Below are 24,334 nucleotides of genomic sequence, written 5' to 3' on the forward strand. Positions count from 1 at the left end.
CCGGGCGCCCGGCGGGAAAGGAGCGAGCTTTATGCGCATCGACAAATACCTGAAGGTCAGCCGCCTCATCAAGCGGCGCACCGTGGCCAACGAGGTGGCCGACGCGGGCCGCATCCTGGTGAACGGCAAGCCCGCCAAGGCCAGCTATGCCGTCAAGGAAGGGGACGTCATCGAGATCACCTTCGGCAACAAGCCGATCAAGGTGCGGGTGCTGTCCACCCTCGCCCCCGCCGGCAAGGACGTGGCCCGGGAAATGTACGAAGTCATCGAAGGGTGATTTCGCTTTTTTGAGAATGATCGCCCCGAAGGCAGTGCTTTCGGGGCGGTTTTTTTGTGCCGGTCATAACCGCCTTCCGCCGCAGCATATACATTGGCGAAAAGGCAGGTGCAGACCATGCAGGAAAAAAAGACCCCCGCCGCCCGGCCCGCTGAAAGCCCGGCGGCAAAGCTTCCCCATCACCTCATCGTGGAGGACCGGGGCGTCCTCACCGCCACCGGCGTGACGCGGGTGGTGAGCTGCGACGAGACCGGCGCCACCCTGGAGACTCAGCAGGGCACCCTGCTGGTGGGCGGCGAGGGGCTCTCGGTGAGCGAACTCTCCATTCAAACGGGCGAGGTAAAGATCTTCGGGCGCATCGAGTCCATGCAGTACACCGAACCCGCGCCGGCGGCGGGCGGCCTGTGGCGCCGTCTGCTGCGCTGAAGGCCCATGGTGGCGTTGGCGCCGCCGCCCTATGTCCTGGCGGACACCCTGTGCTGCCTGGGGCTGGGCTTTTTTCTGGCGGTGTGTTACGACATGTCCCGCTTTGTGTTCGGCGGCAGCCGGCCGGTGTGCTTTGTGCTGGATGTGGCCGCCGCCTTCGCCGCCGCCGTGCTGGCCTGCAGCTTCGCCGCCTCCCGCAGCTACAGCGGCGTGGTGCGCTGGTACATGGCGGCGGGCCTGGCGCTGGGGCTGGCAGGGTATTTTTTTGTGCTGGCGCCGGGGTGCGCCGCCGCCCAGCGGCTGGTAAAATGGACCATCGCCCGGCCCTTTGTTTTCGTCTGGCTGCTGGCGTTGCGGCCCCTCGCGCGCCTTTGCGGCCGCGCGGCGGGCGCGGCAAGGGACAAATTGCGCGCAGCAGCCAAAAAACGCCGCAAAAAACAGTTGAAAAACAAAGGGTGTGTGTTGTATAATTCAGATAACCCGTCGGGCTTTCCCCGGGGATAATGCGCTCATTTTTCGGCGAAGGAGGCCGGCAGCATGGAAAAAAAGCAAAAGCGTGCTCCGCTTCTGCCCCGCGTTCTCCTGCGGGCGGGCCTCGTGCTGATCGGCGGCTATCTGGTGGCGGGCCTCGTGTTCAACCAGGTGGACATCGCCGCGAAACAAAAAGAGCTGCAGGACCTGGAGAATCAGCTGGAACAGCAGCGTCAGCAGAACGACGAGCTGGAGCGGGTGCTGGAATCCGGCAGCGACCTGGAGATCATCGAGCGGGTCGCGCGGGACAAACTGGGCTACGCCAAGCCCAACGAGCGGGTGTTCATCGACGTCACCGGCCAATAAACACGGCACAAAGGCTGCGGCTCACCGCCGCGTTGCGGGCCTTTTGCAAGAATAAACATAAAGGGGTTATATCGCGTTGCAGTTAGAGGTAGGGGCCATTCTGGAAGGCAAGATCACCGGCGTCAAAAAATTCGGCGCCTTTGTTGCGCTGCCCGGCGGAAAGACCGGCATGGTGCACATCTCCGAGGTGTCCAACAGTTTTATCGAGGACCTGTCCACCGTGCTCAGTGAAGGGCAGGAGGTCAAGGTCAAGGTGCTCAGCATCGCGGAGGACGGCAAGATCGCCCTCTCCATCAAGCGCACCCTGCCTCCCGAACCCCGTCCGAACCGGGGCGGGCCCCGCAGCGGTCAGCGCGGCGGCCGTTCCGACGCGCCCCGTGTGTGGCAGCCCAAGGCGGCCGCGCCCCAGGGCGAGATGAGTTTTGAGGACATGATGGCCAAGTTCAAGAGCCAGAGCGAGGAGAAGATCTCCGACCTCAAGCGGGTCACCGAGAACCGCCGCGGAGGCGGCTATTCCCGCCGGCGCTGAATCGCGGCCGAAATACAAGGCGAAAGGGCGGACTGTCGGCAAGCGGCAGCCCGCTTTTTGCATTTTTTGAAATGAACGGCGGGCCTGCCCGCCGATGAAAGGAAGTTGAACCCATGAAAGTGATCGTGGTGGGCGGCGTGGCCGCCGGCGCCAGCGCGGCTGCCCGGCTGCGCCGGCTGGACGAAAAAACCGAGATCATCATGTTTGAGCAGGGCGAGCACGTCTCCTTCTCCAACTGCGGCCTGCCCTATCATCTGGGCGGCACCATCCCCAACGCCGACGACCTGGTGCTGATGACGCCCCGCGCCTTTAAAATGCGCCACAACATCGAGGTGCGGGTGAACAGCCGGGTGGTGTCCATCGACCGGGCAGCCAAGACCGTGACGGTGCAGCCCAAAGAAGGCCCGGAATACACCGAGAGCTATGACAAGCTCATCCTTGCCCCCGGCGCCGCGCCCATCGTGCCCGGCTCCATCCCCGGCGTGCGCAGCCCCCATGTGTTCACCCTGCGCAACGTCACCGACGTGAAAGCCATCAAGTCCTACATCGACGAGCAGGGCGTGACCCGCGCGGCAGTGGTGGGCGGCGGCTTCATTGGCGTGGAGGTGGCGGAGAACCTGGCCGCCGCCGGCCTGCTGGTGACGCTGGTGGAAGGGGCGGACCAGGTGCTGGCCCCCTTTGACTACGACATGGCCCAGCTGCTGCACAAGGAGCTGATGGACAACGGTGTGCAGGTGGAACTGAACAGCCTGCTCACCGCTGTGCACCCGGATGGCATCACCGTCACCCGGGACGGCGAGGCCTTTGACCTGCCCGCCCAGATGGTGGTGCTGGCCATCGGCGTTTCGCCCGAAACAGCCCTTGCAAAGGACGCCGGCCTTGCCATTGGCGAGACCCGGGGCATCAAGGTGGACACCAACTGGCGCACCGAGGACGAGGACGTCTATGCCGTGGGCGACGCAGTGGAGAGCTTTGACCGGCTTGCCCGACGGCCCGGCCGTCTGGCGCTGGCGGGCCCGGCCCAGCGGCAGGCCCGCGCGGCGGCGGACCACATCTGCGGCCGCCCGGCGGACACCCGGGGCTTTATCGGTTCCGCCTGCGTGCGGGTGTTCGATTTGAACGCCGCTGCCACCGGCCTTTCCGAAAAGGCCGCCCGCAAGGCGGGCATCCCCTGCGACTCAGTGCTCCTTTATTCCTCTGACAAGGTGGGCCTCATGCCCGACGCGGCCTGGATGGCCTTTAAACTGGTGTTCGAAACGCCCACCGGCCGCGTGCTGGGCGCCCAGGCCATCGGCCGAGGCGACACGGTGCGCCGTGTGGACGTCATCGCCACCCTCATCTCCATGAACGGCACCCTGGCGGACCTCAAGGAACTGGAACTGTGCTATTCGCCGGTCTACGGCACCGCCAAGGACGTGGTGAATCAAGCGGCGCTGGTGGCGCTGAACGTGCTGGAAGGCCGGGTAAAGCAGGTGCCGGTGAGCGCCGTGCGCGGCCTTGTGGAGCAGGGCGCGTACATCATCGACGTGCGGGAGGAGCGGGAGTACGCCGCCGGCCACCTCAAGGGCGCGGTGAACATCCCCCTGTCCCGGTTCCGGGAGCGGATGAACGAGGTGCCCAAAGATGTGCCGGTCTACCTCCACTGCCGCTCCAGCCAGCGCAGCTACTACGCTCTGTGCGAGCTGCTGGGCAACGGCTACACCAATGCCTATAACATCAGCGGCTCTTTCCTGGGCATCTGCCTGTATGAGTATTTCAACGACCGCACCCTGGGCCGGGAGCCCATCGTCACGGCCTATAACTTCAACTGAAACGAGGGGAAAACCATGAAAATTCTCTGCAAAGACCAGCTGGAAGAAATTCGTCCCAAGATGGCGGGGGGCGAAGGGGAATGCACCGTGCACCACATCCTGCCCGCTGACTGTGCCTACGGCTCCGGGCGGCTGTTCGCCGTGAACACCCTTCAGCCCGGCTGTTCCGTGGGCTATCACAAGCACCAGGGCGAGTATGAGGTCTACTACATCCTGGAGGGCGTGGGCCATGTGACGGAGGACGGCGTGGAGTACGACCTGGCCGCCGGCGACATGATGCAGTGCCGGGACGGTTCTTCTCATTCCATTGAGAACCGCACCGACAAGCCTCTGCGCTTTCTGGCGCTCATCATCAACGTGCGCGACCCGGAGTGAATCTTCCTGCCCGCCGCCCTTTTCGGGGCGGCGGGTTTTGTGCATTTTCACACACCTTTGCCACAAAAACTTTACAGACTGTACACGCCTTTTCTCTGGCGTTTTTTGTGCAAAATTGCTATAATAATAATATCAAAGCGGCGGAGGCTGTGCAAAGGGCAAAGGCCCTGCGGCGGCTGACCGCCAAAAGGAGGCATAGGTTTATGAAGGTCACATGCACCGGTCGCAGAGTTTCCCTGAAACCCTCGTTCATCGAGAAAGCGGAGAAGCGCCTGGCAAAGCTGGATAAGTTCTTCCCCGAGGAGACCCAGGCGCAGGTCACGGTCACGGTGGAAAAGAGCCGCCAGACGGTGGAGATCACCGTCTATGACAACGGCATCACCGTGCGGGCCGAAAAGACCGCCGACCAGATGGAAGCCGCGCTGGAGGATGCGGCGGACCTGCTGACCCGCCGCCTGGTGAAGAACCGCAAGCGCCTGAGCACCAAGATGACCCGCGCCGAGGAATGGCCCGTTGACCCCGAACCGGAAGAGACCTTTGAGGTCATCCGTGAAAAACGCTTCGCGGTCAAGCCCTGCTCCACCGACGAGGCCATCCTGCAGATGAATCTGCTGGGCCACAGCTTCTTCATGTATCGCAGCATGGAGAACGACCAGATCCAGGTGGTCTACCGCCGCGCCGATGGCGGCTACGGCGTGCTGATCCCGCTGAATTGACCCACAAACGTCGCTCCGGGCTCGCCCCGGGGCGGCTTTTTGCTGGTCGGGCGAAAAATTCCCTTGCGCGCCGGGGCGGGGGATGCTATGATAATATCCCGGCGAAAACCGCCAAACACCGACCCGCCGTTCTGGGGCGGGCCGCAGAAAAAGGAGCTGCCTTTATGGAATTTGAATTGATCGCGCCCTGCTACTTCGGCACCGAGAGCACCGCCGCCTTTGAGTTGCGCCGCCTGGGGGCGGAGAACGTGCAGGTCACCGACGGGCGCATCGCCTTTTCGGGCGACGAGAGCATGATCGCCGCCGCAAACCTCAACCTGCGCTGCGCCGAGCGGGTGCTGATTTTGCTCAAACGCTTTCCCGCCCGCACCTTCGACGAGCTGTTCGACGGGGTGTTCTCCGTGCCCTGGGAGGAGCTGCTGCCCGCCGACGCTGCCTTCCCGGTGAAGGGGTCCAGCCTGTCCAGCACCCTGTCCAGTGTGCCCGCCTGCCAGAGCATCGTGAAAAAGGCGGTGGTGGAGCGGCTGAAAAAGGGCCACAAGACCCTGTTCCTGCCCGAGACCGGCGTGCAGTATAAAATTCGATTTTCCATCCGCAAGGACCAGGCGGAGCTGATGCTGGACACCAGCGGCGACGGCCTGCACAAGCGGGGCTACCGGCGCAACGCCACCGGAGCGCCCATCAAGGAGACGCTGGCCGCCGCCATCGCGGACCTGGGCCGCGTGCGGCGTGACACCCTGGTGGCCGACCCCTTCTGCGGCAGCGGCACCCTGGTCATTGAGGCTGCCCAGAAGGCGATGAACATCGCCCCGGGCCTGCGCCGCCGCTTTGCCGCCGAGCAGTACAGCTTCTGCCCGCCGGCGGTCTGGGCCGCCCAGCGGGAGAAAGCCCTTTCGGAAATTCGCAAGGACGCTGCCTTCGAGGGCTGCGGCTTTGACATCGACCCCGCCGCCGTGGAGCTGGCGGCCCACAACGCAAAGCTGGCCGGCGTGGGCGAGCGCTGCCGCTTCGCCGTGGCCGATGTGGCGGACTTTGCCCCCGCCCCCGAGCAGACGGTGCTTACCAACCCTCCTTACGGCGAGCGGTTGGGCGATCTGGCCGAGGCCGCCCGTCTGGCGGGTACGCTGGGCGCGCGCCTTGCCGCGAACCCGGTGAAGGGCGCCTACGTCATCACCGCCGACGCCGACTTTGAAAAGCACTTCGGCAAAAAGGCCGCCCGCCGCCGCAAGCTCTACAACGGCATGATTCCCTGCCAGGTGTATATGTACTACTAAACGCAAAAAGGCCGTCCCAGAGGGGACGGCCTTTTGTCATTCGTAGATCTGCCTGCCGCTGAATACGCACAGGGCGCTTTTGGCCTTGCCCTGCTCCAGCAGCGTCCGGGCGGCATAGAGCGCAGCCCCCGCGCTGGGCGCGGCGGGGATGGCGTCGGTGCGCAGCACGTCCCGTGCGGCCCGCAGCGCTTCGCCGCTGGCCACCGCCACCACCCGGTCCACGATGTAAGGGTTGTAGTTCTGGGGCACAAACCCCACCCCGAGGCCCGGAATGCCGTGGCGGCCGATGAAGCCGCCGCCGATGGCCTGGCTTTCGTAGGGCTCCACCGCCACCATGCGGATGTGGTTGGTCCAGGCCTTCACGTGCTCGCCCACGCCGGTCACCGTGCCGCCGCTGCCCACCCCCGCTACGATGGTGTCGATGTCCTCGCCGCCGTGGGTGGCCTTCAGAATGGCCGGGCCGGTGATGCGCCGGTGGTATTCCGGGTTGTCGTCGTTGTTGAAGTAGTCCAGATAATAGCCGCCCTTCTCCTCGGCGGTGCGCAGGGCCATTTCTCGGGCGGCCTTGCGTCGGGACATGCCCTCCGCACAGAACACCAGCTGGGCCCCCAGCCGCTGCAGCAGCTTCTGCCGCTCGCCCGGCAAAGTGGGGGACACCACCAGATACACCGGGTGGCCGCTGCGCCGCGCCGCGATGCACAGCGCCGCCGCAAAGGTGCCGCCGCTGGCCTCCACCACCGGCTGGCCCTTTTTCAAATCGCCTCGCTGGGCCGCCAGCGCCAGCATCCCTTCCGCCAGGCCGTCCTTGGCGCTGCCGGTGGGACCGGCGAAGTCCAGATAGGCGAAGATGCGCCCCGGCACTTCGAAGCGGGCGGCATAGCCGGTGAGTTCCACCACCGGGCAGGCGTAGAGGTACTGGTAGTAGTTTTTGAACACTGCCACGGCCCGCCGCCCCCCCTTTTTCCATAAATTACTTCAATTATACCAAATGCGACCGGGCCGTCAATCCGCCGACCGGCTTCGCACCTGCGCTTTCTGCACTTTTTCACAAAATCCGGGCCTGTTTTTTGGGCAATGCCTCTTGACAGAAGGCGGTTCTTTTGTTATAATGTGCACTGTAAAGCAAATGCCTTTACAAACCTCGCGAAAGGATGGGCTGCACCGTGGCAAAAAATCTTGAGATCTCGTTTCTGCTGGATTTTTACGGCGACGTGCTCACCGAGCGCCAGCGCGAGGTGATGGAGCAGTACTACAACGACGATCTGTCGCTGGCGGAAATTGCCGACAACTTCGGCATCACCCGTCAGGGCGTGCGGGACTCCATCAAGCGCGGCGAGGGCATCATCCTTGACCTGGAGCAGAAGGTGGGCTTCGCGGCCCGCTACCGGGCGGTGCAGCAGGGCGTGGCTCAGCTGGAAAGCCTGGCCCGCTCCATCCGCTTTGCCAACTCCAACTCCTACTCGCCCAGCGCGGAGATCGAGCGGGACGTGGACCAGATGCTGGAGGAGATCCGGCGCATCACCGACTGAGAAGGGGGTCTTGAAACACAATGGCATTTGAATCCCTTTCCCAGCGACTGGGCGGCGTGTTCAAGCGGCTGCGGGGCAAAGGCAAGCTCTCGGAGGCGGACATCAAAGCCGCCATGCGGGAAGTGCGCATGGCCCTTCTGGAAGCCGACGTCAACTACACGGTGGCCAAGAGCTTCATCGCTCAGGTCACCGAGCGCGCCATGGGCCACGAGGTGATGGAAAGCCTCACCCCCGCCCAGCAGGTCATCAAGATCGTCAACGAGGAGCTCACCGCTCTCATGGGCGGCGACGAGGCGGCCCGCATCCACATCAAGTCCAAGCCCCCCACGGTGCTCATGCTCTGCGGCCTGCAGGGCAACGGCAAAACCACCCACGCCGCAAAGCTGGGCAAGTGGTTTTTGAAGGCCGGGCACCGGCCTCTGCTGGTGGCCTGCGACGTTTACCGCCCCGCGGCCATTGAACAGCTGCAGGTGGTGGGCAAGCAGGCGGGCGTGCCGGTGTTCACCATGGGCACCGAAAAGCCCGAAGTCATCGCCAAAGCGGCGGTGGCCCACGCCAAGGACCACGGCAACGACATCGTCATTCTGGATACCGCCGGCCGTCTGCATGTGGACAAAGCCCTGATGGCGGAACTTGGCCGCATCCGCGAGGCGGTGACGGTGGATGAAGTTCTGCTGGTGGTGGACGCCATGGCCGGTCAGGACGCGGTGAACGTGGCCAAGGCCTTCAACGAGGCGGTGGCCGTGGACGGCATCATCCTCACCAAGACCGACGGCGACACCCGCGGCGGCGCGGCCCTCAGCGTGAAGGCGGTCACTGGCAAGCCCATCAAGTTCCAGGGCACCGGCGAAAAGCTGGACGACCTTGAGGTCTTCCATCCCGGCCGCATGGCCAGCCGCATCCTGGGCATGGGCGACGTGCTCACCCTCATCGAGAAGGCGCAGGAGACCCAGGATCAGAAAAAGGCCGCTGAGACCGCCAAGCGCATGATGGACAGCAAGTTCGACATGAACGACATGCTGGACCAGCTTGCCCAGATGAAAAAGATGGGCGGCGTTTCCGCCATGCTCTCCATGCTGCCGGGCGGCGCAAAGGTCAACCCCGACGACGTGGACGAAAAAGCCTTCGTCCGGGTGGAGGCCATCATCCTCAGCATGACCCCCGCCGAACGGGCAAAGCCCTCCATCATCAACCCCAAGCGCAAGCGGCGCATCGCCGCCGGCAGCGGCACTTCCGTGGAGGAGGTCAACCGGCTGCTGCGCCAGTTCGAGGCCATGCAGAAGCTGATGAAGCAGGTCAAGAAGAACCCCCGCGCCTTTGGCCGGCGCATGAATCTGGGCTTTTAAAAGGCCCTTCCCAACTTGATAAAACCTCTGGGGCTCGTCGGGCGTTTGCCCGGGGCCGGGGTTTTATAGAATAAACGCCCAGCCAATGGGCCCCAATTTTAACAGGAGGTGACAGGAATGGCTGTCAAAATCAGACTGCGCCGCATGGGCGCCAAGAAGGCTCCGTTCTATCGTGTTGTGGTGGCGGATAGCCGCTTCCCCCGCGATGGCCGCTTTATCGAGGAGATCGGCTACTACGATCCCACCAAAGAGCCCTCTGTGATCAACATCGACGCTGAGAAGGCCAAGAAGTGGATCGCCAACGGCGCTCAGCCCACCGACACGGTGCGCGTTCTGCTGAAGAAGTCCGAGATTCTGTAACAGGCAATGGAGGACGTCAAAATGCAGGAGTTGCTGCTTGCTGTGGCCCGGGGACTGGTGGATGAGCCCGACGCGGTGACCGTCACCGTGGACGATCCCCGTGAGGACGGCACCGTCGTCTACCACCTGAGCGTGGCGGAAGGCGACATGGGCCGTGTGATCGGCAAACAGGGGCGTATTGCAAAGGCGATCCGCGTTGTGATGCGCGCCGCCGCTGTCCGCAAGGGGCAGAAGGTCCTGGTCGAGATCGACTGACCGGCTGCACCCAGGCACAAAACCGACAGGGCCCTTTGTCTCGAAGGGCCCTGTTTTTCAGTTTTAAGGGGGTATCCTCATGCAAGAATATCTCGAAGCCTGCAAGGCGGTCACCACCCACGGCATCGCCGGCGAGGTGAAGGTGGAGCTCTGGTGCGACAGCGCCGCCTTTCTGGCGGGTTTTTCCCGCCTGTACCGCGGGCCGCAGGGGCAAAACCCCATCGGCCTTGTGAAAGTGCGTCCCCACAAGAACATGGCCCTGCTCACGCTGGAAGGCGTCCATGGCCCCGAGACCGCCCGTGAGCTGGTGGGCACTGTGTTCTACATCGCCCGCGCCGAGGCAAAACTGCCCAAGGGGCATTACTTCAAAGCCGACCTGCTGGGCCTGCCGGTGGTGGACGCCGCCAGCGGCCGGGTCTACGGCACCATCACTTCCGTCACCCATCCCGCCGCCCAGGACATCTACACCGTGCGGGACGAAAACGGCGCCGAGACCCTGTTCCCGGCGGTGAAGCCCTTTTTGAAGCAGGTGGATTTGGAAAACGGCCGTGTGCTGGTGGAGCCCATCCCCGGCATGTTCACCGAGGCCGAGAACGGAGACCGCCCATGAGCATGCGCATCGACATTGCCACCCTCTTCCCGGATATGTGCCAGCAGGTGCTGGACGAGAGCATCCTGGGCCGGGCGGCCCGCAAGGGCCTCATTGAGACCCACTGCCACCAGATCCGGGACTACACCCTCAACCGCCAGAAACAGGTGGACGACTACCCCTACGGCGGCGGCTGCGGCATGGTGATGAACGCCCAGCCCATCTACGACTGCTGCCAGGCCATTCTGGCTCAGTTCGAGGAGCAGGGCCGCCCCCGGCCGCATATCGTGTTCATGACCGCCGCCGGCCAGCCCTACACCGAGCAGGTGGCCAAGGAGCTGGCGCAGCAGGACGGCCTTGTGCTGGTCTGCGGCCACTACGAGGGCATGGACGAGCGGGTCATCGAGGAACTGGCCGACCGGGAAATCTCCATCGGCGACTATGTGCTCACCGGCGGCGAGCTGGCGGCCCTTGTGGTGGCGGACAGCGTGCTGCGCCTGCAGCCCGGCGTTCTGGCCGAGCCCCAGGGCTATCAGGAAGAGAGCCACTGGAACGGCCTGCTGGAATATCCCCAGTACACCCGCCCGGAGGAATGGCGGGGGCGCAAGGTGCCCGAGGTGCTGCTCAGCGGCCACCACGGCAACATCGACGCGTGGCGGGCAAAGATGAGTCTGGAGCGCACAAAACAGCGCCGCCCGGATTTGTACGAAAAGCTGCCCGAGGAGTTCAAAAAAGGTTGATTTGGGAATCGTTGCCATTTATGTTTAAAACTTTTGGAACAAACCCATCATATTGTTGGAAACTAAATGGATGAAATGCACAAAGAAACGTTTCCGGTATTTTCGCCTTTTGCCAAACTGACAAAAATTCCCGAACGCTATCGACAAGCGCCAATGAATGGGATATTATAGTATCAAACCCGTTCAAACTTTTTTGAGTAGGAGTGTATGAACCATGTTTGTGAAAGAAGTTACCGTTGAGAATCAGGTTGGCCTGCATGCCCGTCCGGCTACTTTCTTCATTCAAAAGGCCAACGAGTACAAGTCCTCCATCTGGGTCGAGAAGGAGGAGCGCCGCGTCAATGCGAAGAGCCTGCTGGGCGTTCTGAGCCTGGGCATCGTGGGCGGCACCACCATCCGCATCATCGCCGACGGCGCCGACGAGCAGGACGCTGTGGAAGGCCTGATCGCTCTGGTGAACTCCGGTTTTGCCGAGTAATTTCTTTTTTCATTCATAAACAAAAAAAGGGCGGAGCGTTCCGCCCTTTTTCCTTTCCCTGCGCACCTTGTAAAGGGCGCAAAGGCGGGATATAATAAGGCCGGACGAAAGGGGGCGCAACGCCGTGACCAAGGCCGAACTGTACGAAAAGGCAAAAATGCTGCCGCTGCTGCCGGGAGTTTACATCATCCGGGACAAGCGGGACGAAATCATTTATATCGGCAAGGCCAAGCGGCTGCGCACCCGTGTCAGCCAGTATTTCCGGGAGGGCGTGCCCCACGACGCCAAGGTCACCCAGATGATCGAGCACGCCTTCACCTTTGACGTCATCGTCTGCCAGAGCGAGTTTGAGGCCCTGGTGCTGGAGGCCAGCCAGATCAAGGCTCACACCCCCAAATATAACATTCTGCTCAAGGACGACAAGGGTTACAGCTATGTCAAGATAACGAAAGGGGAGTACCCCCGCATCTCGGCGGCGCTGCAAAAGGACGACGACGGGGCCGACTACATCGGCCCCTTCACCAGCAGCTTCGCGGTGCGGCAGATGGTGGAGACCGCCCAGGACTCCTTCCTGCTGCCCCGGTGCAACCGTCGCTTCCCCGAGGACATCGGCAAGGGCCGCCCCTGCCTCAACGCCCACATCGGCAAGTGTATGGCGCTTTGCAGCGGCAAAATCAGCAAAGAGGTCTATAACGAGGCGGTGAAAGGGGCCATCCAGCTCATCCGCCATGGCAAAAAGGACATTCTGACCGTCCTGCGCCGCCGGATGGAGGAAGCCGCCGAACGGCTGGACTTCGAACAGGCCGCCCTCCTGCGGGACCAGATCGCCGCGGTGGAAAAGGTCTCCGCCGGCCAGAAAGTGGTGGTGGACGAGACGGTGGAGATGGACGTGATGGCCTTCGCCGCCTCCGGCTCCTCCAGCTGCGCCGCCATCCTGCGTTACCGCAAAGGCCGCCTTGCGGACAAACGGGAGTTCGTGTTCAAGGGCAGCACCGACCTGGACGCCCTGCGGGAGGAATTCTTGCCCCGCTACTATCTCTACGGCGGCGAGATTCCCCGCCGCATCGCGGTGGACGCGCTGCCCGAGGCCGCCGAGGCCCTGGAACAGCTGCTGGGCGAGACGAGGGGGGCCAAGGCGCAGCTCTATGTGCCCCAGCGGGGGGACGTGGCCCAGCTGGTGACCATGGCCTACACCAACGCCGTGGAGCGTCTTGCCCGGGAGAGCGGCCGCACCGACCGGGGCCAGCGCCTGCTGGACGAGACCGCCGCCCTGCTGGGCCTGGAAAAACCGCCCCACGTCATCGAAAGCTACGATATCTCCAACTGGGGCGAGGGCACCAGCGTCTGCGGCATGGTGGTGTTCCAGGACGGCCGGCCCCTGAAAAGCGGCTACCGGCGCTTCAAGATGCGCACGGTCTTTGGCACCGACGACTTCGCCAGCATGGCCGAGGCCCTCTCCCGGCGGGCGGGCGAGTATGAGAAGGGGGCGGCGGGCCAGTTCGGCGTGCTGCCGGACCTCATCCTGCTGGACGGCGGCAAGGGCCAGGTGAGCGCGGTGAAAGCCGCCCTGGCGGGCACGGCTTTGGCGGCGGTGCCCCTCTTCGGCATGGTCAAGGACGACCACCACCGCACCCGGGCCATCGTCACCGCCGACGGCGGCGAGATCGCCGTCAGCATGCACCGGGGCGTGTTCACCTTCCTGTCCAACATCCAGGAGGAAGTGCACCGTTTCTCCATTGAGTACCAGCGGGCCAGCCAGAAGAAAAAGTCCTACGCTTCCAGCCTCACCGCCATTCCCGGCGTGGGCCCGGCCACCGCAAAGGCGCTGCTGGCCCACTTCAAAACGGTGACGGCGGTGCGGGAAGCTTCCGCCGAGGAACTGGAGCAGGCAAAGGGCGTGGGCGCGGCCGCCGCCCGGCGTATCTTCGACTGGTTCCACGGCGGCGCGGCCCTTGACAAAGCCCACGGAACAGGGGATAATGAACCATAAACTCAAGCGCGGCCCAGCGGCCGCACCGTGAAAGGCAGGGAAGGATATGCGCGTGATCGCCGGAGATGCCCGGGGCACAAAATTGGAAACGCTGCCCGGGGAGGAAGTCACCCGGCCCACCATTGACCGGGTGAAGGAGGCCATGTTCAGCGCATTGCAGTTCAGCCTGCCCGGCGCGCGGGTGCTGGACCTGTTCGCCGGCAGCGGCCAGCTGGGCATCGAGGCCATCAGCCGCGGCGCCGCCGGCTGCGTCTTTCTGGACCGTAACCGCCGCGCGGTGGAGATCATCACCCACAACTGCAAGGCGGCGGGCGTGTTTGACCGGTGCCGTGTGGCCCAGGGCGAGGCGGAGAGCTTCCTTTCTGCCACCAAGGACACCTTCCACATCGTGCTGCTGGACCCGCCTTATCACCAAGGCACGCTGGCGGCCATCCTGCCGGCGGTGGCGAAGGTGGTCGCCCCCGGCGGCACCGTGCTCTGCGAGAGCGAGCTGGCTGCCGACCTGCCGGACGAGTGCGGCGGTCTGCACAAGAAAAAACAATACCGGTACGGCAAGGTGCTGGTGACCCGTTATGAAAAGGAGCGAGCGGAATGAACATCGATGAATTGCTGAATATGATGGAAGAGATGCTGGAGGAAGCCACCGGCCTGCCCTTCGCGGGCGGCAAGCGGGTGGTGGACGCCGACCGCATGCAGGACATCATCGACGAGGTGCGCCTCAATCTGCCCACCGAGATCCGCCAGGCCAAGGCCATCGTGAACGACCGGGCCGAGATCGTGGCCGACGCAAAGCGCGAGGCCGAGGCCATCGTGAAGAAGGCCGAGGACCGCGCCCGGGTGCTGGTGAGCGAGCAGGAAGTGGTCAAGGCCGCCCAGCAGCGCGCCGCCGAGATCGTCTCCTCCGCCCAGACCCAGGCGCGCACCATGCGCACCACCGTCACTGACTACTGCGAGAACATGCTGCGCACCACCGAGGAGCAGCTGGCCCGCAGCGCCGCCGAGGTCAAGACCGTGCGCGCCAACCTGCGCCAGAGCGCCAAAAACGGCTGATTTTCCGCCGTTTTTCTCCCATATCGTCCAACGGGCCGTGAACCTTTGTTCACGGCCCGTTTTTTTGTACCTTTCGCCAAAACAACGCCAAAAAATCCGGCGCAAACGCCCTGTATTTATACGTCCCGCATCTTGCATTTTGGGGCCTTATCCCGTATAATTGTAATCAAAAGTGGGTAAGAGTGGGTCAAAGTGGGGAACGGCTCTCCGCCGCCTGTTCTTCCCGGAAGGGGGCGGCCAAAATGCTGATGGGCGAATACAACTACACCATCGACGAAAAGGGCCGTCTGAACTTCCCCGCAAAGTTCCGCGAGAAGATGGGCGGGCAGTTCGTGGTCACCCGCTGGCTGGACGACTGCCTGGTGGCCTTCCCCGAGGCGGAATGGCAGCGCATCACCGACATCCTGCGCTCCAAGAGCATGGTCAAAACGCGGGACATCCAGCGCTTCCTCTTCGCCGCGGCCCAGGAAGTCACGCCGGACAAGCAGGGCCGCATCCTCTTGGAATCCGCGCTGCGCACCCACGCGGGGCTGCAGAAGGAGGTCACGGTCATCGGCGTGGGCAATTACGCCGAGATCTGGGACACCGCCGCCTGGCAGCGCAAACAGCAGAGCCTCTCCGGCGCCGACATCGAGGCAGCCATGGAGGAACTGGACTTCTGATTCTTTGAAACACGACCGAAAGGGGGATGGCAGGCATGGAATTCAGTCATGTGCCGGTGCTTTTGAACGAGTGCCTGGAGGGCCTTGCCATCGACCCCGCGGGAACTTATCTTGACGGCACGGCCGGCGGCGGCGGGCACTCCAGCGAGATCGCCCGGCGCCTGACCACCGGGCGCCTCATCAGCCTGGACCAGGACCCGGATGCGGTGGCAGCCGCCACCGAGAGACTTAAGGGCCTGCCCGCCACGGTGGTGAGGACGAACTTCCGTTTCGCCCGCCGCGCGCTGGCCGACCTGGGTGTGACCGCCATCAACGGCGCGCTGCTGGACCTGGGGGTCTCTTCCCACCAGCTGGACGACGGCGAGCGGGGCTTCTCCTACCGGCAGGACGCGCCGCTGGACATGCGCATGAGCCAGTCGGGTCCCACCGCCGCGGACCTGGTGAACAGCGAAAACCGGGAGGAACTGGCCCGCATCCTGCGGGAGTATGGCGAGGAACCTTACGCCTGGGCCATCGCCGGCCGCATCGTCCGCCAGCGGGAACAGAAACCCTTCGCCACCACCCTGGAACTGGCCGACGCCATCGCCTCGGCGCTGCCCCCGGCGGTGCGCCGCAAGGACAAAAACCCCTCCCGCCGAAGCTTCCAGGCCATCCGCATCGCGGTGAACGGCGAGATGGACGCTTTGAGCGAAGGCCTGGACGAGATTTTCGATCTGCTGGCCCCCGGCGGACGCTTCGCCATCATCACCTTCCACTCCCTGGAAGACCGGCTGGTGAAGAACCGTTTCCGCCAGTGGGCCACCGCCTGCACCTGCCCCCCGGAATATCCGGTGTGCGTGTGCGGCGGCAAAGCAAAAGCCAAGCTCATCACCCGCAAGCCCATCGAGGCCGCGCCCGATGAATTGGAGAATAACCGCCGCAGCCGCTCCGCAAAGCTGCGGGTCATCGAAAAACTGTAAACAACGCAGGCAGGGCCGCCGCCCTTCCTGCCCGGAAAGGAGGTGGCTGCCGTGGCCCAGCCCGCATACGATCTTGAACTGTTTGAAAACCGCGCCCAGCGGCCCCGCCCGAAAGTCCGGGCCGTCAAGGGCAAAAAGAAGGCCTCCCGCCTGAACCTGCAAACCGTGAAAACGGTGGCGCTCACGGTGGTGATGGCTGCCCTCGTGGTGGGCTTCCTCTACAGCCAGGCCACCATCACTGAGCTCACGGTGGACATTCAGAGCGTCCAGAGCAATCTGGTGAGCGAACAGAGCACCTACAACTACCTGTCCGGCGTGCTGGACTCCAAGACCAGCCTGCGGAATGTGGAACAGGTCGCCGCCGGAGAGCTGGGCCTGGTCAAGGTGGACCGCAGCCAGGTGACCTACTTCTCGCTGGAAAGCGAGAGCGTCATCAACCGGCCCGAGACCACCGCCCAAAAATTGACCGAATTTCTGAGCACCAGCCTGCTCAGCCTGATGGAGTATCTGAACCCGTGAGCCAGCCCCTGCGCGTCGCCCCCAGCGGGCGGCGGGGGAGGGCTCACGAGTTTGCATTTTACCCGGGGCCGCGGGCTCCGCAAGAGGGAACATAAAGCATGAACAAACAGACAAACGAGCCGCAGGGCGGGCCCAGCCGCTCGCTGAAGATCCGCAGCTTCGTGCTGCTGGGGCTGTTCCTGGTCCTGGGGTGCGGGCTGCTCGTCTGGCGGCTGTACACCTGGCAGATCGTCCGCCACGACGAGATGCTGAACGCCGCTGCCAGCCAGCAGATGAAGGACATGACCATCACCCCCCAGCGGGGCCAGATCTACGACGCCACCGGCAAGGTGCTGGCAAAGAGCAGCATCGTGTGGACCATCACCGCCGACCCCAGCCAGATCAAGGCGCCCAGCCTCACCAAGGCGGAGCTGGAAGCCATGGGCGGCACGGAGAGCGATGAATCCAAGGCCCAGCGCCGGGCTGCCCGGGTGCAGACCATCAGCCAGGACCTGGCGTCGATTCTGAGCATGGACGCCCAGGAGATCTACGACAAGCTCATTGACGACTCCAAGCAGTACGTTCTGCTGGCAAAACAGGTAGACAAGCCTGTGGCGGACCAGATCTCCCAGTACGCCTCGGAGAACAAACTCACCATCATCGTTTCCCAGGACACCAAGCGGGAATACCCCTTTGGCGCCTTTGCGGCCAGCGTGCTGGGCTTCATGCACGCCGATGGATACGGCTTCTACGGCCTGGAACAATACTATGAGGATGTGCTGGCCGGCACGCCGGGCCGTCTGGTGAGCCAGCGCACCCCCAACGGCGGCGAGGTGGCCAACGACGACCGCGTGCTCTATGAGGCCAAGGACGGCGACAACCTCGTCCTCACGCTGGACGCGGAGATCCAGGCCATCGCGGAAAAATACCTGGAGAACTCGGTCAAGGTGAACAACGTGACCGAGCGCGGCGTGGTGATCGTGATGGACGTGAACACCGGCGCCATTCTGGCCATGGCCACCAAGCCGGACTTCGACCCCAACGACCCCATGACCATCTACGACCCCGAACGGGCCGCGTTGCTGGAAGGCCTGGAAGGGGAGGAATACACCCGGGTGCAGGGCGAGGAACGCCAGCGCCAGTGGAAGAATAAGACCATCACCGACCTGTACACCCCCGGCTCGGTGTTCAAACTCGTCACCACCAGCGCTCTGCTGGACTCCGGCGCGGGCACCGTGAATTCCAGCTTCAACTGCGTCGCCGGCGGCTACACCGTGCTGCCCGGCACAAAGCCTTATCAGTGTGCTGACAACGGCTACGGCGTCCTCGGCGTCCATGGCTGGCAGACCCCCGCCGACGTTCTGGCCAACAGCTGCAACCAGGCTACCATCCAGGAAGCCCTGCTCATGGGCAAGGAGGTCTTTTCCGACTACTACACCGCCTTCGGCTTCACCGAGACCACGGGCATCGACCTGCCGGCGGAGCAGTATCCCTATGAGGGCATTTCCTACTATCCCGAGGAGGATATGTCGCTCATCGACCTGGCCTCCACCAGCTTCGGCCAGGCCCAGAAGGTCACCCCCATCCAGATGGCCACCGCCGTCTGCGCAGTGGTGAACGGCGGCTATCTTGTGCAGCCCCACATCGTGAGCAAGATCGTGGACAACGACGGCAACGTGGTGGAGGAATTTGAGCCCTCCGCCAAGCGCCAGGTCATCAGTGAGGAGACCAGCGCCGCTCTGCGGGTGATGATGGAGGGCGTGGTGGACAACGGCGCCGACGGCGCAGCCGGCCGCAACGCCTATGTGGCGGGCTATCACATTGGCGGCAAGTCCGGCACCAGTGAAAAGCTGGACCGCCCCAAGGCCGACGACCCCACCAGCTACGAGAAGGTCTCCAGCTTCGTGGGCGTGGTGCCCATCGACGACCCGGAGATCCTGGTGCTGGCGTTCGTGGACGAGCCTCACGCCGAGACGGAGTTCGGCTCCATGCTGAGCGCTCCCCTGGTGGGCAACATCATCAGCGAAGTGGCCCCCTATCTGGGCATCGAGACCGACCCCGCCCTGCTGCCCACCGGCAACGTGACCGTTCCCAATCTGGTCAGCCCGGCGAACCCCAGCTACCAGCAGTGGGATATGGCCCAGGTGGAACTGAACAAGAAGGGCTTTGCCCACCGCAGAGTGGGCACCGGTGATCTGGTGCTGGCCCAGAGCCCCGCGGCGGGCGAAAAGGTGCCGGCCGGCTCCACCGTCTACCTGTTCACCGACAGCGCCGACATTCCCAACGTGCCTGTGCCCAACGTGGTGGGCAAGAGCGCCGCGCTGGCAAAACAGATCCTCACCGCGGCGGGGCTGAACGCTTCGCTGTCGGCAGAGGAGGGCACCGTGACGGCCCAGAGCGCGGCGGAGAACACCGAGGTCAAGATGGGCTCGGTCATCACCCTCACCGTCACCGGCGCGGAAGGGTAAAGGCCTGTACACATTCTCCGGCCGACGGCCGCATACAGTAGTAAAAAAGGACAAGAAGGGCGCTGCGGCGCCCTGTGAGGGAGGTTTTTGCCATGTATCCCATCCCACTGAATCAGCTTCTTGCGGGCCTTGCTCAGGCGGGCAGTCTGGGCGGCGAAGCGGTCACCGCCGTCGTCACCGACAGCCGCAAGGTACAGCCGGGCTGCGTGTTCGTTTGCTTTCCCGGCCAGCGGGTGGACGGCCATGACTACGCTGCCGCCGCCATCGAGGGCGGTGCGCTCTGCGTGGTGGCGGAGCACCCGGTGGAGGGCGTTCCGGCGGAAAAACTGGTGCTGACGCCCAGCAGCCACAAGGCCATGGTGCGCATGGGGGCAAACTACCGCATGCTCTTTGCGCCCAAAATGATCGGCGTCACCGGCAGCGTGGGCAAGACCACCACCAAGGAGTTCTGCTATGCCGTCCTTTCCGCCTTTGGCGAGGCAATCAAGACCGAGGGAAACCAGAACAACGAGATCGGCATGCCCAACACCCTCTTCCGCCTTGCGCCCACCACCCAGTACGCTGTGGTGGAGATGGGCATGAGCGCCCTGGGCGAGATCGAGCGGCTCAGCCGGGCTGCACGGCCGTCGGCGGGCCTCATCACCTGCATCGGTGTGTCCCACATGGAGAGCCTGGGCAGCCGGGAGAACATCCTCAAAGCGAAACTGGAAATTTGCGCCGGCCTGCCGGACGGCGCGCCGCTGGCGCTGAACGCCGACGACGAGTACCTGTGCAAAGCGAAGGAGCAGGGCCTCATCCCCGCCCGCCTGCGCCCGGTGTGGTACGGCGTCGAGGCTCCCTGGGCCGACGTGCGGGCCGAGGCCATCGAGAGCAGCTCCGAGGGCGAGCGGTTCACCCTGGCGGACGGCGATGAGCGCTTTGAAGTCTGCATCCCCGCCATGGGGCGGCACAATGTCTACAACGCGCTGGCGGCCTACGCCGCCGCCAGCCGGCTGGGGCTGGACAAGGCGAAATGCGCCGCGGCCCTGGCGAACTACGAGGCCACCGGCATGCGCCAGCATGTGGTGAAGAAAGCGGGCCTCACCGTGGTGGAGGACTGCTACAACGCCAGCCCGGACAGCATGAAGGCCAGCCTGTCCATGTTCAGCGCCTTCGACGCAGGTTCCGGCAAAAAATACGCCCTGCTGGGAGATATGCTGGAGCTCGGCGCCATTTCCGAAGAAGCCCACCGCCAGGTGGGCCGCTGGGCCGCCGAAGCGCACCTTGCGGGTCTGGTGGCCCTCGGTGCCGAGAGCAAAGTGATGGCCGAGGAAGCGGAAAAGGCGGGCCTTGCGGCGGTGCACTGCGACACCCCCGCCGCCGCGCTGGAGGCTCTGAAAAGCCTCTTGAAGCCCGGAGACGCGCTTTTGGCCAAGGCCAGCCGGGGCATGAAGCTGGAAAATATCCTGAAAGCTCTTTACGGCGAGGAAACTTTGCAATAAAATAAGGGGGCGGCGGCGCGCGGCCTGGGTTTACGGCCCGGGCGGCGCTGCGTCAAAGCGGATCTTTTGCGGCGCTCTTTGCGGAGCGTCATCACGCCGGCCGGGAGCCGGCCAGAGTGAGAGGGAGTTTTCAAACTATGGCACGCTATGCGCTGATCCTTGCGGCTTTTGCCGGATTCGTCCTGTCGGAGGTTTCCGGCTTTGTGATCGTACCCTTTTTGCACAAGCTGCACTTCGGGCAGACCATCAAGGAGATCGGCCCCACCTGGCACAACAAAAAACAGGGCACGCCCACCATGGGCGGCCTGTGCTTCATCTTCGCGGGCACGGTGGCGGTGGCTCTGGCCACGCTGAGCCTGCTGAACGGCGCGCCGGACATGCTGGGCGGCCCCACCGCCCGCAGCCTGTACATTGCCATGTTCTCGGCTTTCGCCTTTGGCATGGTGGGCTTTCTGGATGACTTCATCAAGGTGGTCAAAAAGCGCAATCTGGGCCTGCGCGCCATGCAGAAGATCGTGGCGCAGCTGCTCATCACCACCGCGCTGCTCTTCGCGCTGCACATGAACGGCACCCTCACCACCTGGGTCACGCTGCCCATGGTGGGCTATGTGGATCTGGGGCTTTTGTACTACCCGCTGTCCTACGGCCTCATCATCGGCATCGTCAACGCGGTGAACCTCACCGACGGCATCGACGGCCTGTGCAGCTGCGTCACCTTTGTGGCCATGCTGGGCTTTCTGACCCTCACCAGCCTGTTGGGCGAGTTCAACCTCAGCATCTTTGCCGCCGCCATGGCGGGCGCGCTCACCGGTTTCCTGTTTTGGAACTTCTACCCGGCCAAGACCTTCATGGGCGACACCGGCAGCATGTTCCTGGGCGGCGCGGTGGCGGGCATCGCCTACGCCATGGGCCGGCCGGAACTGATTTTCTTCTTCGGCGCGGTGTACATCTGGGAGGCCACCACGGTGGTCGTTCAGGTCACCTACTTCAAGCTGACCCACGGCAAGCGCCTGTTCAAGATGACTCCCATCCATCACTCTTTTGAGATGCGCGGCTGGAGCGAAGTGAAGATCGACTGCGTCTTCAGCTTCATCGCTTTTTCCGTTGCCGCGCTGGGCGTTCTGTTTGCCTACGTTTATTACCTGTGAGAGATAACTTTTGAAAGGGGGCGGTGCCGCCGTGTCCACAAGAGATATGTCCGGACGGCCGCTGCGCCGCCCGCCCGTTTCCGGCACGGCCCGTTCCGTGCCGGTGCGGCCTGAGCCTGTGCCCGCGCCTCGGCCTGCGCCGCGCAGCGGCCGTATGCGCCCTGTAGCGAACCAGGCCAAAAAGGAACCGCTGCTCAAAGCGCTGATCCAGTCGCTGTTCAAGCGCCAGGGCCCCATCAGCATGGGCCTTTTGGCGAACCTGGTGGTGCTGCTGGCCTTCGGGCTGATCGTGCTGTTCAGCGCCAGCTACGCCATCGCCTACTACAAATTCGGCGACAGCTATCACTACATCCGCAGCCAGGCCCTCTACGCGCTGGTGGGCTTTGCGGCGATGCTCGTCATCAGCCGGGTGGATTACCGCCTGCTGCTGCGCTTTGCCTGGCCGCTCTACTGGGTAACGCTCATCCTGCTGGTGGCAGTGTTGTTCATGCCTCCCATCAACAACGTGCACCGCTGGATCAACATCAAGGGCCTGCCCACCGTGCAGGTGGGCGAGATCGCCAAGTTTTCCATCGTGCTGCTGCTGGCGACGCTGTTCGAGAAAAACCGCAGCCGCATGCACAATTTCCGCCAGGGCATTTTGCTGCCCGGCGTGCTGCTGGTGCCCATGCTTGTGCTTCTGCGCCTGGAGCCTCACAACAGCGCCATGATCCTGATGTGCTGCATCACGGCCACGCTGATGTTCGTGGGCGGCGCGAACCTCATGTGGTTCGCCATCGGCGGCGGCGCGGCGGCGGGCGGTATCGCTCTGCTGCTCATCACCAGTAAGGGCTATGTGCAGGAGCGCCTCTCCGGTTGGCTGGACCCCTTCTCCGACGTGCTGGATTCCACCATGCAGACCGCCCAGGGCCTTTACACCATCGGCTCCGGCGGCTGGTTCGGCGTGGGGCTGGGCAACTCCACCCAGAAGCACCTGTGGCTCTCGGAGGCGCAGAACGACTTTATCTTCGCCATTCTGGGCGAGGAGCTGGGCTTTGTGGGCGCGCTTTTGTGCATCGCCCTCTTCGCGCTGCTCGTTGCCCAGGGCATCTATGTGGCCGTGAACGCTCCCGACCGGGCGGGCAGCCTGCTGGTGGTGGGCATCATGGCCCAAATCGGCTTCCAGTTCTTCTTCAACATCGCGGTGGTCACCAACACCATTCCCAACACCGGCATCAGCCTGCCCTTCTTCTCCTCCGGCGGCACCAGCCTTTTGCTGCTGCTGGGCGAAATGGGCGTGGTCTTCAGTGTGAGCCGGGCGGCAAACCAGGCCAGGGCCGAGCGCAAGGCGCGCGAAGCCGAAGAGAAGGCCCGCCAGGAGGCTCATGTGTTCCGGGCGGACAAAACCTGACCCCAAAGGAGAGAAAGTCATGCGCGTGCTCATTGCCGCCGGCGGCACCGCCGGCCACATCAACCCGGCGCTTGCCATCGCGGGTGCCATCAAGGCCCACCGGCCGGACGCCGAGATCCACTTTGCCGGCCGCAGGGAAGGCATGGAATACCGCCTGGTCACCAAGGCGGGCTATCCCTTCCACCACATCGAGGTCAACGGCATCCAGCGAAAACTCACCCCCAAGAACATCGCCCGCAACGTGCAGGCGGTGTATCATCTGGCGCTGGCGGGGCCCCGGGCGAAAAAGATGCTGCGGGAGCTCAAGCCCGACCTGGTCATCGGCTGCGGCGGCTATGTCAGCGGGCCGGTGGTGCGCTGTGCCGCGAAAATGGACATCCGCACCGCCATCCACGAGCAGAACGCCTTCCCCGGCGTGACCAACAAGCTGCTGGCCAAGGACGTGGACGTCATTTTTGCCGCGGTGCCCGCCGCGGTGGAGAAGCTGGGCGCGCCGGAAAAGACCAGCGTTGTGGGCAACCCCGTGCGGCCGGAGATCTTCACGCAGAACCGGGACCTGGCCCGCAGCAAACTGGACGCCGGCCAGCGCACCGTCATTCTCAGCTTCGGCGGCAGCCTGGGGGCGCGGCGCATCAACGAAGTGGTGGCGGAACTGGTGGCGTGGGAGAAATCCTGCCCCTGGAACATCCTGCACATCCATGCCACCGGCAGCCGGGGCGTGGAGCTGTTCCGCAAGCTGATGGCGGAAAAGGGCGTTCAGCCCGGCAGCCGCCTGCAGGTGCAGGAATACATTGAAAATATGCCCGAGCTGCTGGCGGCGGCGGACCTGGTCATCAGCCGCGCCGGCGCGCTGACCCTGGCGGAGCTGGAAGCGGTGGGCCGCGCGGCCATCCTCATCCCCAGCCCCAACGTGGCGGAGAACCACCAGTATTACAACGCGCTGGAGCTGCAGAAAGCGGGTGCGGCGGTGGTCATTGAGGAGAAAGACCTCACCGGCCCCGTGCTGGTGCAGACGGTGCAGCAGCTGGTGCAGGAGAACGGCAAGCTGGCGGTGATGGGCAAGATGGCCCGGGCGCTGGCCGAGCCGGAAAGTCTTGAAAAAATCTGGGCGAAGCTGGCCGAACTGATGGAGCAGTGAGTTTTGCC

Annotated in this window: 28 protein-coding genes; 27 read left to right on the top strand and 1 reads right to left on the bottom strand. The window is 63.9% G+C overall.

What is annotated here, in order from left to right; all coding sequences use genetic code 11:
• Nucleotides 1-31 precede the first annotated feature (31 nt).
• The 9 genes from ACMNAY_RS08565 (at nucleotide 32) to ACMNAY_RS08605 (ending at nucleotide 6,245) form a co-directional block, all read left to right on the top strand.
• Complete coding sequence (locus tag ACMNAY_RS08565; protein WP_394975885.1) at nucleotides 32-277, top strand: RNA-binding S4 domain-containing protein; 246 nt, start codon at nucleotides 32-34, stop codon at nucleotides 275-277.
• Nucleotides 278-394: 117 nt separating this feature from the next.
• Nucleotides 395-703 (top strand): YabP/YqfC family sporulation protein, encoded by a 309-nt coding sequence (locus tag ACMNAY_RS08570; RefSeq protein WP_418719106.1) that lies wholly within the window; start codon nucleotides 395-397, stop codon nucleotides 701-703.
• A 6-nt stretch (nucleotides 704-709) separates the two neighbouring features.
• Nucleotides 710-1,207 (top strand): hypothetical protein, encoded by a 498-nt coding sequence (locus tag ACMNAY_RS08575; RefSeq protein WP_418719107.1) that lies wholly within the window; start codon nucleotides 710-712, stop codon nucleotides 1,205-1,207.
• A 33-nt stretch (nucleotides 1,208-1,240) separates the two neighbouring features.
• The gene (locus ACMNAY_RS08580) at nucleotides 1,241-1,540 is read left to right on the top strand and encodes an FtsB family cell division protein (RefSeq protein WP_394975891.1); all 300 of its coding nucleotides are present in this window, start codon (nucleotides 1,241-1,243) and stop codon (nucleotides 1,538-1,540) included.
• A 76-nt stretch (nucleotides 1,541-1,616) separates the two neighbouring features.
• Nucleotides 1,617-2,069 (top strand): S1 RNA-binding domain-containing protein, encoded by a 453-nt coding sequence (locus tag ACMNAY_RS08585; RefSeq protein WP_418719108.1) that lies wholly within the window; start codon nucleotides 1,617-1,619, stop codon nucleotides 2,067-2,069.
• A 113-nt stretch (nucleotides 2,070-2,182) separates the two neighbouring features.
• A complete protein-coding gene (locus ACMNAY_RS08590) occupies nucleotides 2,183-3,880 on the top strand; it encodes an FAD-dependent oxidoreductase (protein WP_418719109.1) in 1,698 nt (565 codons plus the stop codon).
• Nucleotides 3,881-3,895: 15 nt separating this feature from the next.
• Nucleotides 3,896-4,255, top strand: a complete 360-nt coding sequence (locus tag ACMNAY_RS08595) for a cupin domain-containing protein (protein ID WP_394975896.1) — start codon at nucleotides 3,896-3,898, stop codon at nucleotides 4,253-4,255.
• A gap of 203 nt (nucleotides 4,256-4,458) precedes the next feature.
• Entirely contained in the window at nucleotides 4,459-4,971 is a 513-nt protein-coding gene (gene hpf, locus ACMNAY_RS08600) for a ribosome hibernation-promoting factor, HPF/YfiA family (protein ID WP_394967519.1), read from the top strand.
• A gap of 164 nt (nucleotides 4,972-5,135) precedes the next feature.
• Nucleotides 5,136-6,245 (top strand): THUMP domain-containing class I SAM-dependent RNA methyltransferase, encoded by a 1,110-nt coding sequence (locus ACMNAY_RS08605; protein WP_418719110.1) that lies wholly within the window; start codon nucleotides 5,136-5,138, stop codon nucleotides 6,243-6,245.
• Nucleotides 6,246-6,281: 36 nt separating this feature from the next.
• On the opposite strand, the gene ACMNAY_RS08610 is transcribed toward ACMNAY_RS08605, so the two are convergent.
• Nucleotides 6,282-7,187, bottom strand: a complete 906-nt coding sequence (locus ACMNAY_RS08610) for a PLP-dependent cysteine synthase family protein (RefSeq protein WP_394967523.1) — start codon at nucleotides 7,185-7,187, stop codon at nucleotides 6,282-6,284.
• A 221-nt stretch (nucleotides 7,188-7,408) separates the two neighbouring features.
• Between ACMNAY_RS08610 and ylxM the strand changes: the two genes are divergently transcribed.
• From ylxM to murG, 18 genes are all read left to right on the top strand, one after another.
• A complete protein-coding gene (ylxM, locus tag ACMNAY_RS08615) occupies nucleotides 7,409-7,774 on the top strand; it encodes a YlxM family DNA-binding protein (RefSeq protein WP_394967525.1) in 366 nt (121 codons plus the stop codon).
• 20 nt (nucleotides 7,775-7,794) lie between these two features.
• Nucleotides 7,795-9,120, top strand: a complete 1,326-nt coding sequence (gene ffh / locus ACMNAY_RS08620) for a signal recognition particle protein (RefSeq protein ID WP_418719111.1) — start codon at nucleotides 7,795-7,797, stop codon at nucleotides 9,118-9,120.
• A 117-nt stretch (nucleotides 9,121-9,237) separates the two neighbouring features.
• Nucleotides 9,238-9,480: a 30S ribosomal protein S16 gene (gene rpsP / locus ACMNAY_RS08625; protein WP_177522171.1), complete on the top strand. Its 243-nt coding sequence runs from the start codon at nucleotides 9,238-9,240 to the stop codon at nucleotides 9,478-9,480.
• Nucleotides 9,481-9,501: 21 nt separating this feature from the next.
• Complete coding sequence (locus tag ACMNAY_RS08630) at nucleotides 9,502-9,735, top strand: KH domain-containing protein (RefSeq protein ID WP_394961293.1); 234 nt, start codon at nucleotides 9,502-9,504, stop codon at nucleotides 9,733-9,735.
• Nucleotides 9,736-9,814: 79 nt separating this feature from the next.
• On the top strand, nucleotides 9,815-10,345 hold the full coding sequence (gene rimM / locus ACMNAY_RS08635; protein WP_418719112.1) for a ribosome maturation factor RimM: 531 nt from the start codon (nucleotides 9,815-9,817) through the stop codon (nucleotides 10,343-10,345).
• A complete protein-coding gene (gene trmD / locus ACMNAY_RS08640) occupies nucleotides 10,342-11,064 on the top strand; it encodes a tRNA (guanosine(37)-N1)-methyltransferase TrmD (RefSeq protein WP_394975904.1) in 723 nt (240 codons plus the stop codon). Before rimM ends, trmD begins: the two co-directional genes overlap by 4 nt.
• Before the next feature lie 214 nt (nucleotides 11,065-11,278).
• Nucleotides 11,279-11,542: an HPr family phosphocarrier protein gene (locus ACMNAY_RS08645; protein WP_177522168.1), complete on the top strand. Its 264-nt coding sequence runs from the start codon at nucleotides 11,279-11,281 to the stop codon at nucleotides 11,540-11,542.
• 124 nt (nucleotides 11,543-11,666) lie between these two features.
• Nucleotides 11,667-13,532: an excinuclease ABC subunit UvrC gene (gene uvrC / locus ACMNAY_RS08650; RefSeq protein ID WP_418719113.1), complete on the top strand. Its 1,866-nt coding sequence runs from the start codon at nucleotides 11,667-11,669 to the stop codon at nucleotides 13,530-13,532.
• Between the two features lie 46 nt (nucleotides 13,533-13,578).
• The gene (gene rsmD, locus ACMNAY_RS08655; protein ID WP_418719114.1) at nucleotides 13,579-14,127 is read left to right on the top strand and encodes a 16S rRNA (guanine(966)-N(2))-methyltransferase RsmD; all 549 of its coding nucleotides are present in this window, start codon (nucleotides 13,579-13,581) and stop codon (nucleotides 14,125-14,127) included.
• The gene (locus ACMNAY_RS08660; protein ID WP_394968817.1) at nucleotides 14,124-14,582 is read left to right on the top strand and encodes an ATPase; all 459 of its coding nucleotides are present in this window, start codon (nucleotides 14,124-14,126) and stop codon (nucleotides 14,580-14,582) included. The genes rsmD and ACMNAY_RS08660 overlap by 4 nt, the downstream gene beginning before the upstream one ends.
• Before the next feature lie 242 nt (nucleotides 14,583-14,824).
• Nucleotides 14,825-15,244, top strand: coding sequence for a division/cell wall cluster transcriptional repressor MraZ (gene mraZ / locus ACMNAY_RS08665; protein ID WP_394968819.1), 420 nt, complete (start codon nucleotides 14,825-14,827; stop codon nucleotides 15,242-15,244).
• Between the two features lie 35 nt (nucleotides 15,245-15,279).
• Nucleotides 15,280-16,203 carry a 16S rRNA (cytosine(1402)-N(4))-methyltransferase RsmH gene (gene rsmH / locus ACMNAY_RS08670; RefSeq protein WP_418719115.1) on the top strand — a complete coding sequence of 308 codons (924 nt, stop codon included), beginning with the start codon at nucleotides 15,280-15,282 and terminating at the stop codon, nucleotides 16,201-16,203.
• A gap of 51 nt (nucleotides 16,204-16,254) precedes the next feature.
• Nucleotides 16,255-16,722: a cell division protein FtsL gene (locus ACMNAY_RS08675; RefSeq protein WP_418719116.1), complete on the top strand. Its 468-nt coding sequence runs from the start codon at nucleotides 16,255-16,257 to the stop codon at nucleotides 16,720-16,722.
• A 98-nt stretch (nucleotides 16,723-16,820) separates the two neighbouring features.
• The gene (locus ACMNAY_RS08680) at nucleotides 16,821-19,169 is read left to right on the top strand and encodes a penicillin-binding transpeptidase domain-containing protein (protein WP_418719117.1); all 2,349 of its coding nucleotides are present in this window, start codon (nucleotides 16,821-16,823) and stop codon (nucleotides 19,167-19,169) included.
• Nucleotides 19,170-19,261: 92 nt separating this feature from the next.
• Nucleotides 19,262-20,650 (top strand): UDP-N-acetylmuramoyl-tripeptide--D-alanyl-D-alanine ligase, encoded by a 1,389-nt coding sequence (locus tag ACMNAY_RS08685; RefSeq protein WP_418719118.1) that lies wholly within the window; start codon nucleotides 19,262-19,264, stop codon nucleotides 20,648-20,650.
• Between the two features lie 137 nt (nucleotides 20,651-20,787).
• Nucleotides 20,788-21,798, top strand: a complete 1,011-nt coding sequence (mraY, locus tag ACMNAY_RS08690; RefSeq protein ID WP_418719119.1) for a phospho-N-acetylmuramoyl-pentapeptide-transferase — start codon at nucleotides 20,788-20,790, stop codon at nucleotides 21,796-21,798.
• A 154-nt stretch (nucleotides 21,799-21,952) separates the two neighbouring features.
• Nucleotides 21,953-23,188 (top strand): FtsW/RodA/SpoVE family cell cycle protein, encoded by a 1,236-nt coding sequence (locus ACMNAY_RS08695; protein ID WP_418719120.1) that lies wholly within the window; start codon nucleotides 21,953-21,955, stop codon nucleotides 23,186-23,188.
• Nucleotides 23,189-23,207: 19 nt separating this feature from the next.
• On the top strand, nucleotides 23,208-24,326 hold the full coding sequence (gene murG / locus ACMNAY_RS08700) for an undecaprenyldiphospho-muramoylpentapeptide beta-N-acetylglucosaminyltransferase (RefSeq protein WP_418719121.1): 1,119 nt from the start codon (nucleotides 23,208-23,210) through the stop codon (nucleotides 24,324-24,326).
• Nucleotides 24,327-24,334 lie beyond the last annotated feature (8 nt).

It is taken from the genome of Candidatus Allofournierella merdipullorum (genome assembly GCF_048426865.1).
In the GTDB taxonomy this organism is placed as follows: Bacteria; Bacillota; Clostridia; order Oscillospirales; family Ruminococcaceae; genus Allofournierella_A; species Allofournierella_A merdipullorum.